At 38.9% G+C, this 16,647-nt stretch carries 14 protein-coding genes; 13 read left to right on the plus strand and 1 reads right to left on the minus strand.

Annotation, left to right across the window (positions count from 1 at the left end; all coding sequences use genetic code 11):
- Window positions 1-6: 6 nt before the first annotated feature.
- From yhbY to OS138_RS07150, 8 genes are all read left to right on the plus strand, one after another.
- The gene (gene yhbY, locus OS138_RS07115; protein ID WP_002290852.1) at window positions 7-318 is read left to right on the plus strand and encodes a ribosome assembly RNA-binding protein YhbY; all 312 of its coding nucleotides are present in this window, start codon (window positions 7-9) and stop codon (window positions 316-318) included.
- 9 nt (window positions 319-327) lie between these two features.
- On the plus strand, window positions 328-978 hold the full coding sequence (locus OS138_RS07120; protein WP_002287632.1) for a nicotinate-nucleotide adenylyltransferase: 651 nt from the start codon (window positions 328-330) through the stop codon (window positions 976-978).
- Window positions 962-1,555, plus strand: coding sequence for a bis(5'-nucleosyl)-tetraphosphatase (symmetrical) YqeK (gene yqeK / locus OS138_RS07125; protein WP_002287635.1), 594 nt, complete (start codon window positions 962-964; stop codon window positions 1,553-1,555). Before OS138_RS07120 ends, yqeK begins: the two co-directional genes overlap by 17 nt.
- 20 nt (window positions 1,556-1,575) lie before the next feature.
- On the plus strand, window positions 1,576-1,935 hold the full coding sequence (gene rsfS / locus OS138_RS07130; protein WP_370531476.1) for a ribosome silencing factor: 360 nt from the start codon (window positions 1,576-1,578) through the stop codon (window positions 1,933-1,935).
- Window positions 1,936-1,938: 3 nt separating this feature from the next.
- Window positions 1,939-2,679, plus strand: coding sequence for a class I SAM-dependent DNA methyltransferase (locus OS138_RS07135; RefSeq protein WP_325069891.1), 741 nt, complete (start codon window positions 1,939-1,941; stop codon window positions 2,677-2,679).
- A gap of 217 nt (window positions 2,680-2,896) precedes the next feature.
- Window positions 2,897-4,048 (plus strand): nucleotidyltransferase, encoded by a 1,152-nt coding sequence (locus OS138_RS07140; protein WP_087626537.1) that lies wholly within the window; start codon window positions 2,897-2,899, stop codon window positions 4,046-4,048.
- Between the two features lie 130 nt (window positions 4,049-4,178).
- Window positions 4,179-4,898, plus strand: a complete 720-nt coding sequence (locus OS138_RS07145) for a YebC/PmpR family DNA-binding transcriptional regulator (RefSeq protein ID WP_002287641.1) — start codon at window positions 4,179-4,181, stop codon at window positions 4,896-4,898.
- A gap of 177 nt (window positions 4,899-5,075) precedes the next feature.
- Window positions 5,076-5,723 carry a hypothetical protein gene (locus OS138_RS07150; RefSeq protein ID WP_002319388.1) on the plus strand — a complete coding sequence of 216 codons (648 nt, stop codon included), beginning with the start codon at window positions 5,076-5,078 and terminating at the stop codon, window positions 5,721-5,723.
- A 92-nt stretch (window positions 5,724-5,815) separates the two neighbouring features.
- On the opposite strand, the gene helD is transcribed toward OS138_RS07150, so the two are convergent.
- Complete coding sequence (gene helD / locus OS138_RS07155; protein WP_002287644.1) at window positions 5,816-8,095, minus strand: RNA polymerase recycling motor HelD; 2,280 nt, start codon at window positions 8,093-8,095, stop codon at window positions 5,816-5,818.
- A gap of 277 nt (window positions 8,096-8,372) precedes the next feature.
- On the opposite strand from helD, the gene OS138_RS07160 reads away from it, so the two are divergent.
- The 5 genes from OS138_RS07160 (at window position 8,373) to OS138_RS07180 (ending at window position 16,219) form a co-directional block, all read left to right on the plus strand.
- Window positions 8,373-10,196, plus strand: coding sequence for a heavy metal translocating P-type ATPase (locus tag OS138_RS07160; protein ID WP_002319390.1), 1,824 nt, complete (start codon window positions 8,373-8,375; stop codon window positions 10,194-10,196).
- Between the two features lie 46 nt (window positions 10,197-10,242).
- Entirely contained in the window at window positions 10,243-10,422 is a 180-nt protein-coding gene (locus OS138_RS07165) for a 2-hydroxymuconate tautomerase (RefSeq protein ID WP_002287649.1), read from the plus strand.
- Window positions 10,423-10,758: 336 nt separating this feature from the next.
- On the plus strand, window positions 10,759-12,699 hold the full coding sequence (thrS, locus tag OS138_RS07170; RefSeq protein ID WP_002287651.1) for a threonine--tRNA ligase: 1,941 nt from the start codon (window positions 10,759-10,761) through the stop codon (window positions 12,697-12,699).
- A gap of 224 nt (window positions 12,700-12,923) precedes the next feature.
- A complete protein-coding gene (locus OS138_RS07175) occupies window positions 12,924-13,772 on the plus strand; it encodes a MurR/RpiR family transcriptional regulator (RefSeq protein ID WP_002287653.1) in 849 nt (282 codons plus the stop codon).
- A 293-nt stretch (window positions 13,773-14,065) separates the two neighbouring features.
- Complete coding sequence (locus OS138_RS07180) at window positions 14,066-16,219, plus strand: peptidoglycan D,D-transpeptidase FtsI family protein (protein WP_325069892.1); 2,154 nt, start codon at window positions 14,066-14,068, stop codon at window positions 16,217-16,219.
- Window positions 16,220-16,647 lie beyond the last annotated feature (428 nt).

Raw genomic sequence — 16,647 nt, forward strand, 5'->3', positions numbered from 1 at the left:
AAAATTATGAGTTTAAGAGGAAAACAAAAGCGTTTTTTACGTAGCCAAGCACATCATCTTCAGCCGATTTTTCAAATCGGAAAAGGTGGGATCAATTCAGCAATGATCGTTCAAATTGAAGAAGCTTTAGAAAAAAGAGAACTGATCAAAGTATCGTTACTTCAAAATACAGATGAGATTGCAGAAGAAGCAGCTCAAGTATTAGAAAAAGAAATAGATTGCGAAATCGTCCAAATCATTGGACGTGTTATCGTATTATACAAACCTTCCACAAAAGAAAAGTATCAAAGGCTATCAAAAGAAGTAAAAGCAATATAAGGAGTGACCATGATGAATACGCAAGCTAAGACATTTGTTCGTTCACAATTATTTCCTGAAGAAATGCCTCAATTCTTAGAGAAGAAAAAGCAAGTAGGGATCTTGGGCGGAACATTTAATCCCGTTCACCTTGCACATTTAGTGATGGCTGAACAAGCTGGCCGGAATTTAGGTCTTGACCGCGTATTTTTGATGCCTTCTTATCAGCCACCTCATGTTGATGAGAAACAGACGATTGATGCAAAACATCGACTCAACATGTTGGAATTAGCTGTGGAAGACAATCCTTTTTTGCAGATTGAAACGATTGAATTAGCTCGTGGTGGGAAAAGTTACACCTATGATACTATGAAGGAATTGACGCAAAACAATCCGGATACAGATTATTACTTTATTATCGGTGGGGATATGGTAGAATATTTGCCAAAATGGTATAAAATCGATGAGCTGACTTCTATGGTCAACTTTGTGGGTATACGTCGACCAGGATACACAACGGATACTCCATATCCTGTAATTTGGGTAGATGTACCTGAGATCGACATCAGTTCCACGAAAATACGTCAAAAGATCAAAGAAGGCTGTTCTATCCGCTACCTTGTTCCAGATAAAGTAATTGATTATATTCAAAATGAAGGGTTGTATGAATATGGACTATAGTAATGAATATACTGCTTATTCTAGAGAAAACCTGATGCAAAAAATACAGATGAGAATGAGCGAACAACGCTTCAAGCATGTGCTTGGAGTAGAAGAAACAGCCGTGGCTCTTGCCAAAAAATACGGTGCTTCTCCTGAAAAAGCTAGTATTGCTGCATTGACACATGATTATGCAAAAGAACGACCAGATGAGGAATTCAAAATGGTAATCGTAAGAGACGGTTTTGATCCAGAGTTATTGAATTATAATAATGCAATCTGGCATGGTCTTGTTGGCGCTTCGTTTGTAGAGCGGGAATTAGGAATCACCGATGCAGAGATTCTTCATGCAATCCGGGTGCATACGACTGGGGCTGCTAAGATGAGTCTCCTTGACAAAATCATTTATGTAGCAGACTATATTGAACCAGGTCGAGATTTTCCTGGGGTACAAGATGCACGAGCCATTGCATGGGCTGATCTAGACGAAGCTGTAGCATTTGAAACAAAACATACATTGGCCCATTTGCTTGCGCAAGAACAACAGATTTATCCAAAAACAATCGAAACATATAATTACTGGGTAGCAAAAAAATAAGCTGCTCATATTAGGAGGAAATCATCATAGATAGTAAAGAACAATTAAAAATTGCGGTTGAAGCAGCAGATTCAAAACGGGCAGAAGACATTATCGCTTTAGACGTTCGAAATGTTTCCTTGTTGGCAGATTATTTCATGATCTGTTCAGCAAATAGCGAACGTCAAATCAACGCAATTACAGAAGAAATCATTGATAAAGAAGAAGAAAACAAATATGAAGTAAAACGTATTGAAGGAAAAGAAGGCGGAAAATGGGTATTGATCGATCTTGGAGATTTGATCGTACATGTTTTCCATGCGCCAGAACGAAGTTTCTATAATCTGGAAAAACTATGGTCAGATGCTCCGCTAGTCGATCTTAGTGAATGGTTGGATTAACATATGGCTTATGAAACATTTGCTTTCATTTACGATGAAGTGATGGACGAAACACTTTATCAGCAATGGCTAGCTTTTTCGAAACGTCATTTACAAGAAGACACAAAAAATATTTTGGAACTGGCATGTGGTACTGGAGCATTAGCGGTTGCCTTTGCAAAAGATGGATATAAAGTGACAGGGTTAGACCTTTCAGAAGAGATGTTGATGATTGCCAGCCAGCGAGCATATGAAGAAGACGCATCGATCCAATTTGTGGAAGGCAATATGCTCGATTTATCAGAAATCGGACAATATCAGGCAATTACCTGTTTTTCTGATTCGCTGTGCTATATGAAAAATAGACAAGAGGTACAGCAAGTGTTTGATGAAGTCTATCAAGCGTTAGAAGAAAATGGCCGATTTTTATTTGACGTACACTCCATCTATCAAGTAGATGAGGTTTTTCCAGAATATAGCTATCATTATCAAGGGGATAATTTTGCTTTTTTGTGGGATAGTTATCCAGGAAGCGAGAAACACAGCATCGAACATTTTCTTACCTTTTTCGTTGAAGAACAAGAAGGGTCTGGTCGATTTATTCGTGAAGATGAACTACATCAAGAGCGTACCTATCCATTGGAAAGTTATTTAAGAATGCTGGAAAACAGCGGCTTTTCGAAAGTCGAAGCATTTTCTGATTTTACAGACGAAGCAGCATCAGAGAAATCAAAGCGCTGGTTCTTTGTAGCATACAAAGACTAGCGGTTTTGCCTGCTCGAGTTAACAAGAAAAGAATAAATCTTCAACATAAATTATATATCCGAACGATATAGGCATTGCTCTTGCAGTGCAGCTTTTCGTCGCAGAAGTATTGTGTTTGCGAGAATAGTTTATATAGTTCGGGTATTTTTTCCGATTTTTGTCTTTTTTTTACTTGTCTCTATTTCTTTTTTATCGATAACTATGAAGGAGGATGCGCATGAAAAGCTGCGGGATTATCGTAGAGTACAATCCTTTTCACAATGGACATCGCTATCATGTGGAAATGGCACGAAAAACAACAGGAGCAGAGGTCGTCATTGCTGTAATGAGCGGGAATTTTTTGCAACGAGGCGAACCGGCTATCATCGATAAATGGCATCGCGCGAATGAAGCTTTACAAAATGGTGTGGATTTAGTAGTGGAGCTTCCCGTCGAATGGGCGGTTCAGTCAGCTGACTATTTTGCTAAAGGTGCAGTAAAAATCTTGCAAACACTGGACTGTGACAGTTTGTGTTTTGGAACAGAAGAAGAGACTTCGTTTGATTACAGCAGTTTCGGACGCTTTGTCCAAGAGAATCAAGATAGGATAGAAGAGGCATTTCAAGAACTGTCTGATCAAACGTATAGTTATCCGCAAAAAATGACTGAGGTTTTTCGCAGTCTGTACCCCGATATTATGCTTGATTTTTCTTCGCCAAATCATATCTTAGGATTAAGTTATGCAAAGGAAAATGCCAAGTATGTCCACCCTATGGAATTACATCCGATCCGACGTAAAAGTGCAGGCTATCATGAAAAAATCATCACAGATCAGACGATAGCCAGTGCAACAGCCATTCGCCATGCGTTAGAAGAAGGAAAAAGGATAGCTGGACTTGTGCCGCCTCAGACAGAAGAAGATCTTTCAACTTGTTCGCTGCAGACTTGGGAATCTTATTGGCCGTATTTGCGTTATCGGTTGTTATCTTCTACTTTGCTGGAACTGACAGATATCTATCAGATGACCGAAGGAATAGAATCGCGCATGAAAACAGCAGCTGCAACTGCTGATAGTTTTGAGGATTTTGTGTCAAAGGTAAAAACAAAAAGATATACATGGACACGGATCCAACGATTATCTTGTTATGTCTTGCTGAATATCAAAAAGCAAGAGATTCCTGTCCAACAAAATAAAAATTATCTTCGACTACTTGGATTTACCGATGTTGGAAGAAGATTCTTAAAAGAAAAAAAAGAGATTTCTATTTATTCCCGAATCGGAAAAAAAGAGGCACAAGAAGCGGAACTGTTAGTTAGAAGTGATCAAATCTATCAATTGGGAGGCAATATTCCGGAACAGAATTTCGGGCAAATCCCAATCCGAGTATAGATAATTGACTAAAAATGAGAAGAATGAAGGAAGAAAGAAAAAAAGCTTCACAGAATCGTGATTCACAAGTATAATGGAACAGGACGTTTTTGCGTTATGAAACTATCAAATCAGAAAGCGAAGTGAAAATATGGGACGTAAATGGGCAAATATCGTAGCAAAGAAAACTGCTAAAGATGCTAATAATAGCCGGATTTATGCAAAATTTGGGATTGAAATCTACGCGGCAGCAAAATCAGGTGATCCTGATCCGCATGCAAACCAAAAACTACGTTTCGTCATTGATCGCGCTAAAACTTATAATGTACCAAAACATATTATTGACCGAGCAATCGAAAAAGCAAAAGGTGCAGGAGATGAAACATACTCTGAATTGCGCTATGAAGGATTTGGACCAAGCGGCTCAATGGTGATTGTTGATACATTGACGAACAATGTGAATCGAACAGCAGCAGACGTACGGGCAGCATTTGGGAAAAATGGCGGGAACATGGGTGTTTCCGGAGCGGTTTCTTACATGTTTGACAATACAGCAATCTTTGCTTTTGCAGGAGAAGACGCTGACGAGATCCTTGAATACCTAATGGAAAAAGACATCGATGTTCGCGATGTAATGGAAGAAGAAGGACAAATCATCGTTTACGGTGAAGTAGCGGATTTCCATAGTATACAAGAAGCGTTAAAAGAAAAAGGAATCACTGATTTTTCAATCGCTGAGATCCAAATGATCCCTCAAAACGAGGTAACACTATCTCCAGAAGATCAAGAAACATTTGAAAAAATGATTGATGCACTGGAAGATCTAGAAGATGTACAGCATGTGTTCCATAATGTGGCATTAGAAGACTAAGCAACCAGTTTTAACGAAAAGTATTCAGTCTTTTTCGAAAAGCAAGACAATCTGTTGTGAGATTGTCTTGCTTTTTTGTGTGATTTATTTTCTTTTCTAATTCAACCTGTGGTATGATGAGAGCATAAGTATCATGTGAAATGATATGAAGTATGTGGAAGATGGACGGGGAAGAATATGGAAGCAAAAATCACTTTAGAACCTTTTGAACGTATCTTAAGCGGTTACCGCAAAGTAGAAGAGTTAGCTGTGAACGTAACTGATTGTTCAAAATTAGCGCAAAAATACGCAAGATTCGGCGTTGAAGGCTATCGATTAGGAAACTATGTCGGTACAGGGTATCTGAACCGTTATTTAGAGTGTATGGTGGACCGCGCACCAATGCTGATTTATAGACAAAAATATTTGATTCCGCTGCTTTTTCGTCGTTCTGATTCAGCCTTTCGGTTATTTGAAGAAGAGTATCGGATGGAGGCTTTCTTTCTACTATTAGAGTGGAGCTTGAAGCATCGTCCTGAAAAAATTCTTATCGAAAGAAATGAGAAGATAGACACGAAAAAAAATAAAGTGATCGATAGTGCATACCTAGCATTTCGTGTATCAGAGATTTTGGATTGTGGCGGCTATCCAATCAGCAATTTCCAATCAATTGACCAGTTCATTGAATGGAATCGAATTTACCGATTGATCGACAATGGCGGGATTGGCCGTCATAGCAAGGTATTTGACCCAGAATATCCAGAAAACATGGAAGAACTGAAAATGATTATTTCGCTTGTCAAATTAAAATATCCTGAAACAGATTTGGATTTATATATAGAATAAATGACCTTAAATGATTGAATTACTTTTTCTGCAATTATTATTGTAAATAAAAAGACAACTGCTAACATTAATGATAGCAGTTGTCTTTTTACTTACAGTACTTTTTTCTCATAAGATGAAATATCCATATTGTTTAACAAAGGACTTTCATTATTGGAGGTAAAAAGGGTCAATTCATGCATCGCACGTGTACACATGGTGTAAAGGATCAATTTGTCTTGCTGAGAAGAAAAATGTTCTGCATCTACATCCCACAAGAAAACTCGGTCAAACTCCAGACCTTTTGCTAAAAAGGCTGGAAGTAAAATAATGGAACGCTTCATAAAGTCACTCTCATTTAAAATCAGCTGGACTTGTTGTTTCAACTCGTCTGGCAGTTGAGCATAAAGAGCTTCGCATTCTTCTTGTGTTTTAGCTATGATTGCTGTACGCCAATACCGGGCTTTTCCCTGAGTCGTTCGAATGGTATCTGCTAACCAATTCAATTTGATATCATCTGTTGTTCCTTGGATGAGCAAAGGAAGGTCTCCTTTTCTTGCTGTTGTTTCTACTTGATGTTCTTTCACAATAAAATGATTAGCAAAATCAGTGATTTCTTTTGTGGAGCGATAGCTTGTCGTTAATTGGAAACGAGTGACTTCACGGTCCACGAAAAGGTCTTCCAATGATCCAACGATCGTTTCATTTCCAAAGACATTTTGATTTAGATCTCCACAGAAAGTCAAATTTGCTTTTGGGAACAAGGCTTGCAGCAATGCCACTTGTGATGGTGCGAAATCCTGCATTTCATCAATAAAGATATAGCGAGCTTTGTGTGTAACCGTCACTGGATATGTTCGGCGCATCAGTAAAAAGAATAGTACAGCATCCTCTTGACGCAATTCTCTTTGACGCAAGTGTGTACGAACAGTTGTCAAATGTTCCTGCCATCTGGTCTCGCTGATTTTATGTCGTGTTAGAAGAGAAAGTGGCACAGTTTGTAGAAAGTGGAGATATTGTTTCGTTATATTGACAAATTGATAATTCATGATCCCTCGATGGATTCGACGGAATCTTTTACGTACGATTTGGTTGGCCAGTTTTTTACGTAATGAACGCTCCTTTTGTTCTGTATATTCAAGATTAGGATCTGTTGCGTATAGTTCTTGGAGCTGTTCTTCCGCTAGATCTTTGACCCATTGCTGACGTGTTTCGTCTTTTTGCAGACCGCCTAATTTTTTCAGGAGCTTCGTTTGTAATAGAGAGAGTCTATGATGTAAAGGTAATTGTTCATTTGTTTCTTTATACCATTGGCGAATCGATTCCTTTGATAGGATCGTACGGCCATTTATTTTCATATCACGGAACAAGGGACCGTAGTTTGTGATGCCTTGGATATAGCGATCAATCTGATCGACTAAGGTCAATCCGCTTTTCATCACTTGTATCGGATCTTTTTCCCCTAGCAAAAACCCACTTTCTTGTTGCTGTTCATCTAGTAAAGAAAACTCTGGCAGCAGCTGCACCAAATAATTTTTGAATGTCTGTGTAGGCACGCCGCTTTCACCTAATGAAGGCAATACAGTCGAGATGTAATCAGAAAACAAATGGTTGGGTGAAAATAGAAGAACGTTTTCAGCCTCGAGCCACTTGCGATTATGATACAACAGAAAAGCAATACGTTGAAGCAAAGCGGATGTCTTTCCACTTCCGGCGATTCCTTCAATCAGCATTACTTTACTTGTTGTGTCCCGAATGATTGCATTTTGTGCTTTTTGTATCGTAGAGACGATGTTTTTCATATGGTTGCTTGATGATTCATCCAATATCTCTAGCAAAAAGTCATCATTGATTACTTCCGACGTATCTACCATAGATAAAATACGTCCTTCTTGGATTTTAAATTGTCGTTTCAACTGCAGATCGACATCTATTCTATCTGTTTCAGTTTCATAAAATGCGGGACCAATCTCACCTTCATAATAAAGATTGGCAATTGGTGCGCGCCAGTCAATAACGATTGTTTCTTCTGCCAGATCTCTTAAAGAAGCGATACCTAGATATAATGTTTCTGTTTCACGGTCTTCTTTAAAGTCGATACGGGCAAAATAAGGACTATCTTTCATGACAGACAACGTTTGCAGGCGTTTTTGCTGTGCTTCAAGAGTATGGTATTTCAAAAGCAATTCCTGCTCATGTTGGCGATATTCAACAGCAGATTCATAAAAAGCTTCATTGGAACCAGCTCGAATCTTGTGATTAGCTGTGTCTTTTGTCGAATGATTCATTTCCTGAGTCAATTCTTGTTGTTTTGTATCCAGCATATTTTGTTCGATCTGGATTAGTTCGATCGTTTCATCCACGTGCGTTTGTTCTAGTTGTTTCTCATTCATCGCATGTTTGCTCCTTCCGCCGTAAATAACGAATTAAAAGTATAGCATAGTTTTTCGAAAAAAGGTACTTTTTAACTGATGAATCGAAAAAGTCATCCTTGCTGAATATTTTTGTTTGTAGAACTGATGAATTTTGGAAACGCTGATAGTGATAGTTGTTTTCAATTAAGACCTATTGTTTTAAAAAGTGCTAATCAAGGACTATGCTTAAGATGAAAGAGGCAGCTGGAAATTTATTACTAACCTCTCTAAGTCACATAAAAGAGGAGAAAAAACAATGACACATTTCAAAAAATTTTTACTTACTTTGCTTATTGGTGGAATAGCTTTATTAAGTGAATTTGTTTTTCACCAGCCGGCCCTTGCATTTGCGATTGTCGCATTTACTGGAGGGATTCTCGCCTTCTTGATGTTTTTGGAAATGATCAAGACGTTACGTTCAGGAAGATATGGCGTAGATGTATTAGCGATTACCGCAATCCTTGCAACATTAGCCGTCAAAGAATACTGGGCTAGTTTGATGATATTGATCATGCTTACGGGCGGAGATAGTCTAGAGGATTACGCGAATAAACGAGCGGGTAAAGAACTGCAGTCTTTGTTAGATAACACCCCAAGAATTGCCCATCGATTCAAAGAAGGAAATTTGCAGGATATAGTGATCGATGAAATAAATATTGATGACCAGTTACTAGTCAAACCTGGCGAACTTGTACCTGCAGATGGTCGAGTGATCAAAGGAGAATCTTCGGTCGATGAATCTTCTTTGACAGGTGAGTCCCGCCCGGAAACCAAGAAACCTGGAGATCAGATTATGTCAGGGTCTTTAAATGGAGACGGATCGATCCAAATGATCGCTGAAAAACGTGCCGCAGACAGCCAGTATCAAATGATTATTAAACTAGTCGAAGAATCAAAAGAAAAGCCTGCCCGATTTGTCCGTTTAGCTGATCGTTATGCAGTCCCTTTCACGTTGATTGCTTATTTGATCGGTGGTATTTCTTGGTGGTTCTCAAAAGACCCTTTACGATTTGCTGAGGTACTGGTAGTGGCATCACCTTGTCCACTGATTCTAGCTGCGCCCATTGCTTTAGTTGCAGGAATGAGCCGTTCAAGTAAAAACGGGATCGTTGTAAAAACTGGAACAACGATTGAAAAGCTCGCACGTACAAAAACGATTGCTTTTGATAAAACAGGAACGCTTACCAAAGGGATATTGGAAGTAGAGGCGATTCAGCCAGTCAATGGAATAAAAAAAGAAGAGCTACTTCTGTATGCAGCTAGTGCAGAACAGGAATCTAGCCATATCTTAGCTCGTTCGTTAGTGAACAACGTGAAAAACAGCCAACTGTATCCTGTTAGTCAACTGAAAGAAGTGACCGGTCAAGGAATCCAAGCAGTAGTCAATAATCATGAAGTAAAGATTGGACGTGCCTCTTTTGTTTCAGCTGAAGAAATAGAAACGTCCAATACAGCAATCTATGTAACAATTGATCGATCTTTTGCAGGAACGATCCTATTTTCGGATCAGATTCGCCCAGAAGCAGCAAAGACAATCAAGGAGCTAAGAAAACTTGATGTGAAAAATTTGATGATGATCACCGGGGATGGATCTGCCATTGCTCAAACGATTGCAGAAAAAGTCCAATTAGATTCTGTACATGCCCGTAGCTTGCCTCAAGATAAACTGACCATTTTAGAAAGTATCCCTAAAGATCAAAGACCTGTTGCGATGGTAGGAGACGGCGTGAATGACGCTCCAGCACTTGCTGCTGCAGATATCGGTATTGCAATGGGAGCTCATGGTTCTACAGCTGCTAGTGAAAGTGCAGATGCGGTCATCTTGAAAGATGATCTCTTGCGTGTAGCAAAAGCAGTAGTGATTTCAAGAGATACGATGAGAATAGCTAAACAGTCTGTACTGATTGGCATCTTTATTTGTATTTTTTTGATGTTAATTGCAAGTACGGGACTAATCCCCGCATTATTCGGAGCTGTTTTGCAAGAAGTCGTGGATACGGTCTCTATTTTGAGTGCCTTGAGAGCAAAAAAAGATCCAGCCATTTTTCCTGATTCAGTACCCAAGACAAACATAGTATGATAGAATCGAGTTGAAAAAAGAACGATCAGAAAGAGGAGAGAGCATTATGCCATTCGTACATGTCGAATTAGTAGAAGGTCGCAGTCCGGAACAATTAGAAAATATGATGAAAGATATCACGGAAGCTGTTCATAAAAACACGCAGGCACCAAAAGAACACATCCATGTCATCATCAATGAGATGAAAAAAGGAACATACGGTGTAAATGGGGAATGGAAAAAATAAGTTTAGTTTCCCACTTGATTTTTCTATTTATTAGTGGTTAAATAAACACATAATTGATTGATGAGAAAGCCAACTGAATTTGAGAGTCTTCGATAAGAGAGGAAAAGCTAGGCTGAAACTTTTCCAGGAGAAAACCAAAGGATGACCACTTTCGAAACCCTTGTTGAAGCAAGGGCGGTCGGACCGTTACAACGCTTGAGGAACGCATTTGCGTTTGAACATTAGGTGGAACCACGAACTTTTCGTCCTAGTATCTCTTTTCAAGAGATGCTAGGATTTTTTTGTTTTTCAGCTTGATGATCTGATCAATCAAAACATTTCAAGGAGGAAACTATTATGATAAAAATTACTTTTCCAGATGGTGCAGTCAAAGAATTTGAGTCTGGAACAACAACATTGGCAATTGCTGAAAGCATTTCAAAAAGCTTAGCAAAAAAAGCTTTAGCTGGTAAAGTGAACGGCAAACTCGTTGATTTGACTCGTCCAATCGAGGAAGATGCAAGTATTGAGATCATCACACCAGACCATGAAGATGCACTTGGCTTAGTCCGTCATTCAGCAGCTCATTTGATGGCCCAAGCCATGCGTCGCCTCTATCCAAATATCCACTTTGGCGTTGGACCAGCTATCGATTCAGGGTTTTACTACGATACAGATAATGGACAAAACCAAGTAACTGCAGAAGATTTGCCAGCAATTGAAGCAGAAATGATGAAAATCGTCAAAGAAAATCTGCCAATCGAACGCCGTGTTCTTTCAAAACAGGAAGCATTAGAAATTTTTGCAAGTGATCCGTACAAAGTAGAACTGATTAGTGAATTGCCAGAAGAAGAAGTGATTACTGCTTATCAACAAGGCGAATTCATCGATTTGTGCCGTGGACCACATGTTCCATCCACTGGCCGTATACAAGTATTCAAATTATTATCAGTGGCAGGTGCTTATTGGCGTGGAAACTCAAACAATCAAATGATGCAACGAGTATACGGGACAGCCTTTTTTGACAAGAAAGCTTTGAAAGAATATATCCGTCTCCGTGAAGAAGCAAAAGAAAGAGACCATCGTAAACTAGGAAAAGAACTTGACTTGTTCATGGTTTCCCCAGAAGTAGGTTCTGGCTTGCCATTCTGGCTTCCAAAAGGGGCAACAATCCGACGCACGATCGAACGTTATATCGTAGATAAAGAAGTTAGTCTAGGTTACCAACATGTGTATACACCGATAATGGGGGATGTTGAGTTGTACAAAACATCTGGACACTGGGATCATTATCAAGAAGACATGTTCCCGCCAATGGATATGGGAGATGGCGAAATGCTTGTTCTTCGTCCAATGAACTGCCCTCATCACATGATGGTCTACAAAAACACGATCCATTCTTATCGTGAATTACCAATTCGTATCGCTGAATTAGGAATGATGCATCGCTATGAAAAATCAGGTGCTTTGTCAGGTTTACAACGTGTACGAGAAATGACGTTGAATGATGGTCATACATTTGTTCGTCCTGATCAAATCAAAGATGAATTTAAACGTACGCTTGAATTGATGGTGGCAGTATACGCTGACTTCAATATTACAGATTATCGTTTCCGCTTGAGCTATCGCGATCCAAACAATACAGATAAATATTTTGATGATGACGCAATGTGGGAAAAAGCCCAAGCAATGCTGAAAGCCGCTATGGATGAATTAGAATTAGATTACTTTGAAGCAGAAGGCGAAGCAGCCTTTTACGGACCAAAACTAGATGTTCAAGTCAAAACAGCTCTTGGTACAGAAGAAACATTATCAACTATACAATTAGACTTCTTATTGCCAGAGCGCTTTGATTTGACATATGTTGGAGAAGACGGGGAAAATACGCATCGTCCAGTAGTTATCCACCGCGGAATCGTTTCTACAATGGAACGTTTTGTCGCTTATTTAACAGAAGTATACAAAGGCGCTTTTCCAACATGGTTGGCACCTATACAAGCAACAATCATCCCTGTTTCTGTTGATGCACATGGCGATTATGCTTATGAAATCAAAGAACGCTTGCAAATGAAGGGTTTGCGTGTAGAAGTTGATGATCGTAATGAAAAAATGGGCTATAAGATACGTGCCTCTCAAACACAAAAGATCCCTTACCAATTAGTTGTTGGAGACAAGGAATTGGAAGATGCAACAGTAAATGTACGTCGTTATGGAAGTAAAGAAACAGCTGTAGAAGATTTGAATATCTTTATTGATGCTATGGAAGCAGAAGTCAAAAATTACAGCAGAGAAAACTAATAGGTAAATTTCCTGTAAAAAAGTAGTAGATAGAAAACAATCCGAACAATAGATAACAGGTATTCCTCAAAGACACAGATGCTCAATAGAATCTGTGGGATTGATGGAATAAGATATTCTGTTGGGCGGATTGTTTTTTTGTTTTTTTATCCAGTATACGACCGTGAATAAGGGTCTGATATGGTATACTTACATAGACTATCATTAAAAGGGTGGAGGAACTTATGAGCGTAATTAGTCGTATTGAAAGTATGATGGAAGATTATTCTTCAGCAGAAAAAAAGTTGGCCAACTACATTATCGGTAATATTGAGAAGGTCCCTACAATGACAGCTAATGAATTAGCAGAAGCTTCCGGGTTGAGTGCGCCGACAGTTGTACGTTTTTCCAAAAAAATCGGTTTTCAAAGTCTGACGGACTTCAAAATCACGATTTCAACAGAACTACAGACTGGAATCGATGAAGGTTTTAGTGATATAGAAGCAAATGAGTCCTTTTACTCTATCAAAAACAAACTTGGTAACAATGCACAAGTAGCGATAAAAGAAACAGTAGATATTCTAGAAGAAGAAACGATCCAAAAAGTCGTAGAGTGTTTGGAATCGGCAGAGACTGTTTTTTTATATGGGGTTGGCGCCTCTTCTTTAGTAGTAGAAGATATTCTGCAAAAATGGTCTCGTGTCGGTAAGCCAATCATTTTTGAAAAAGATATCCACGTCTTGCTCCCGCAACTTGTCAGCAATGAGAAAAAGAAAGTGCTTTGGCTTGTTTCAAACTCAGGTAGAAGTGCAGATGTAGTCGCATTAGCCGAGCTGGCGAAAAGCATGAATATCGAAATCATTGCGTTGACGCAATTTGGAAATAACCCGCTTAGCAAGATAGCCGATGTACTCGTACAAACATCTAGACCAAAAGAAATCACGAATCGAAGTGCGGCAACTAATTCACTTTTGGCCCAATTTGCTACGATCGATATCATTTTTTATTTCTATATGGCTAAAAACGAAAAGCTTAGCGAAAAAGTGAAAAAAACACGAGAAGCAATCCAAGAATATTTTATGGATTCGAAATAAAAACCTTACTATTTTTTATATAAGTTTTTTAGAATAACAAAACGTAGTTTTCCACAAATAAATGATCCATCAAAGTGTTTCACGACTTAAGAAAACATAATTTTCAAAAATAAGTTTATTTTTTAATGAAAAAAATAGTTGGATATGTAACTTTAAGTGATTGCTGTGAAACAAAAAGTTGATTTTATCTTGAAATTAGGTAAAGAATTTCTTGCTCCGCCCATTTTTTCTTTTTTATTAAGAAGTTTTTGGGTACAATGAAGCATGAATGTAAATAGGCGGAAGGATAGGAAATGATGAAAGATTTTATGAAAAAACTATTAAATACTTCTTGGTTAGAAAAAATAAGAAAAGGTGCACAAGAACCTAAGAACAAAACGTTTCGCCGGTCCCATGTTCCTTTTCGCTTAAATTTTCTTTTTTTCATTATATTTACGTTATTTGTTGCGTTGATTGCTAGATTGGGTTATTTGCAGATCGTGAACGGCGAAGAGATGGAGGCGCGAGTGAAGTCTACTTCTACGATTACGGTCCAAGAAAGTACTCCTCGCGGAATGATCTACGACTCCACAGGAAAAGCTTTAGTTACGAATAAAGCGAATCAGGCCATCACATATACGAGAGGAACACAAGTTACGGCTAAAGATTTGCTTGAAATCGCAACGAAGCTGAACTCGCTGATCGATGTTCCGGTAGATGAAAATCTGACAGATAGAGATAAAAAAGATTTTTGGCTGGCTGATCCCAAACATTTGAAAGAAGCCACAAAAAGACTTTCGGCAAAAGAAAAGCAATTAGGGAACAGCGAACAATATAGTGCGATGGTCAATAAAGTCACAGCTGATGAGATTAATTTAAACGAGGAGCAATTAAAAATTGCTACCATCTTTAAACGGATGAATAGTGCATATGAATTAAACACTGTCTATATCAAAAACTCTGGTGTTACTGATCAAGAGTTAGCTGTTGTGGCAGAACGCGCTTCTGAACTTCCAGGAGTTTCGACTGGCACAGACTGGACACGAGAATATAATGCAGCAAGTTCACTGAAAAGTATTCTTGGCAGTGTGACGACTGAAAAGCAAGGACTTCCAGCAGATGAAGCAGAGAAATACCTAGCAAAAGGTTATTCTCGGAATGACCGTGTAGGACAAAGTTATTTGGAAAAACAATATGAAGATGTCCTGCAAGGAACCAAAACCCAATATGAAGTTTCCCTTGATAATGAAGGAAATGTTTCGAATCAAAAAGAAATCTTCTCTGGGGAAAAAGGTTCTAATTTAATGTTATCTATGAATGCAGAATTCCAATCAAAAGTAGAAGAAATTTTGAAAAGGAATTATCAAACATTGATCAACAACGGCAAAGCACAGTATTCGCCTGGTGCTTATGCAGTGGCTATGAATCCTCAGACAGGAGAAGTGCTAGCAATGACTGGTTTCAGTCATGAACAAGGTTCCAAAGAAATCACCGAGAATGCTTTAGGCACGATTACTAGCGCCTTTGCTCCAGGGTCTGTAGTCAAGGCTGGTACTTTGACAGCAGGCTGGGCAAGTAACGCGATCAGCGGAAATCAAGTTTTGATTGATGAGCCGATTCGTCTGCAAGGTGCTTCAGAAAAAAGCTCTGTCTTTAATCGAAGCGGACAAGTTGCTCTTGATGCAGTCAAAGCATTGGAATTGTCTTCTAATACGTATATGATCAAAGTGGCGTTAAAGATGTTAGGACTAGACTATACACCTGGAATGGGACTACCTAGTTTAGATGAAGAAGCTAAAGCTTATCAGCAATTGAGAGACTCTTTCAAAGAGTTTGGTCTTGGTACAACGACTGGAATCGATTTGCCGAATGAATCTCCTGGGATCTCACGTTCTGTTGATTATATGAAGAAGTTCAATGCGGATAATGGCAAAGAATGGTATACTCCAGGTAACTTTACCGATTTGGCATTTGGACAGTTTGACACATATACACCAATCCAATTAGCTCAATATGCTTCAACAGTCGCTAATGGAGGGAAACGAGTACAGCCGCACCTAGTCAAAGCGATCTATGGCAATGACGAAAATGGAAACTTGGGTGAAGTGAAGAAAGAAATTGGCACAACAGTAGAAAATACGGTCAATATTTCTGCAGAAAATATGGCGATCCTCCGTGAAGGATTCCACCAAGTTGTCCATGGTACTGATCCTTACACAACAGCCAAACCATTAGCCAGTGCGAAAATGGACCTTTCCGCAAAAACAGGGACTGCAGAAACGGTTGCGGAAGGTCATCCAGATATTACGACAGTCAATAGTAATATCGTGGCATACGGACCAACAGACAATCCGGAAATTGCCATCAGTGTTGTCTTGCCGAACTTATTAGACGAACAAGACCACATGAACTTGACGATTGCTAAAGAAATAATGGACGCGTATTATGATATGTTCATGGCAAAATAAAAAAGAGGTCGTGAAAAAGCCGCTTAGTTTCGAGTATGAAGAAAAATTTTGTGAAAATAGCTTCTCACATTTTTGCTTAAATTTGACTTCATACCGAGAAACTGGCTTTTGAACACCGTTTAAGGAAGAGGTTGTGAAATCAGCGCCCTGACCTGAGTATTAGAGAAACAAAACGGAAAAATAGCTTCTCATATTTTGCCGTTTTTGAGCTAATACCGAAGGACAGCTGATTGAACGCCGTTTATCAAGAGGTCGTGGGCCTGCCGTTCAGCTCCGAGTCACAAGGAACAAGTTCAAAAAAACAGCTTCTCATGTTTTATGAATATTGTGACTTGTGATTGAGGAGTTGGCAGGAGAACACCGTTTACTCGGCAAAAAAGGTTGTGACAAAAATTGTCACAACCTCTTTTTTGTGGAATCTAATTCTC

The organism is Enterococcus sp. E5-37 (genome assembly GCF_035726925.1).
In the GTDB taxonomy this organism is placed as follows: Bacteria; Bacillota; Bacilli; order Lactobacillales; family Enterococcaceae; genus Enterococcus_B; species Enterococcus_B faecium.

What these genes read in the sequence shown, in the direction of transcription:
- OS138_RS07145 (WP_002287641.1), top strand. Translation starts at nt 4,179, where the DNA reads ATGGGACGTAAATGGGCAAATATCGTAGCAAAGAAAACTGCTAAAGAT.
- OS138_RS07120 (WP_002287632.1), top strand. Translation starts at nt 328, where the DNA reads ATGATGAATACGCAAGCTAAGACATTTGTTCGTTCACAATTATTTCCT.
- OS138_RS07135 (WP_325069891.1), top strand. Translation starts at nt 1,939, where the DNA reads ATGGCTTATGAAACATTTGCTTTCATTTACGATGAAGTGATGGACGAA.
- thrS (WP_002287651.1), top strand. Translation starts at nt 10,759, where the DNA reads ATGATAAAAATTACTTTTCCAGATGGTGCAGTCAAAGAATTTGAGTCT.
- yqeK (WP_002287635.1), top strand. Translation starts at nt 962, where the DNA reads ATGAATATGGACTATAGTAATGAATATACTGCTTATTCTAGAGAAAAC.
- OS138_RS07150 (WP_002319388.1), top strand. Translation starts at nt 5,076, where the DNA reads ATGGAAGCAAAAATCACTTTAGAACCTTTTGAACGTATCTTAAGCGGT.
- OS138_RS07180 (WP_325069892.1), top strand. Translation starts at nt 14,066, where the DNA reads ATGATGAAAGATTTTATGAAAAAACTATTAAATACTTCTTGGTTAGAA.
- helD (WP_002287644.1), bottom strand. Translation starts at nt 8,095, where the DNA reads ATGAATGAGAAACAACTAGAACAAACGCACGTGGATGAAACGATCGAA.
- OS138_RS07175 (WP_002287653.1), top strand. Translation starts at nt 12,924, where the DNA reads ATGAGCGTAATTAGTCGTATTGAAAGTATGATGGAAGATTATTCTTCA.
- yhbY (WP_002290852.1), top strand. Translation starts at nt 7, where the DNA reads ATGAGTTTAAGAGGAAAACAAAAGCGTTTTTTACGTAGCCAAGCACAT.
- OS138_RS07160 (WP_002319390.1), top strand. Translation starts at nt 8,373, where the DNA reads ATGACACATTTCAAAAAATTTTTACTTACTTTGCTTATTGGTGGAATA.
- OS138_RS07140 (WP_087626537.1), top strand. Translation starts at nt 2,897, where the DNA reads ATGAAAAGCTGCGGGATTATCGTAGAGTACAATCCTTTTCACAATGGA.
- OS138_RS07165 (WP_002287649.1), top strand. Translation starts at nt 10,243, where the DNA reads ATGCCATTCGTACATGTCGAATTAGTAGAAGGTCGCAGTCCGGAACAA.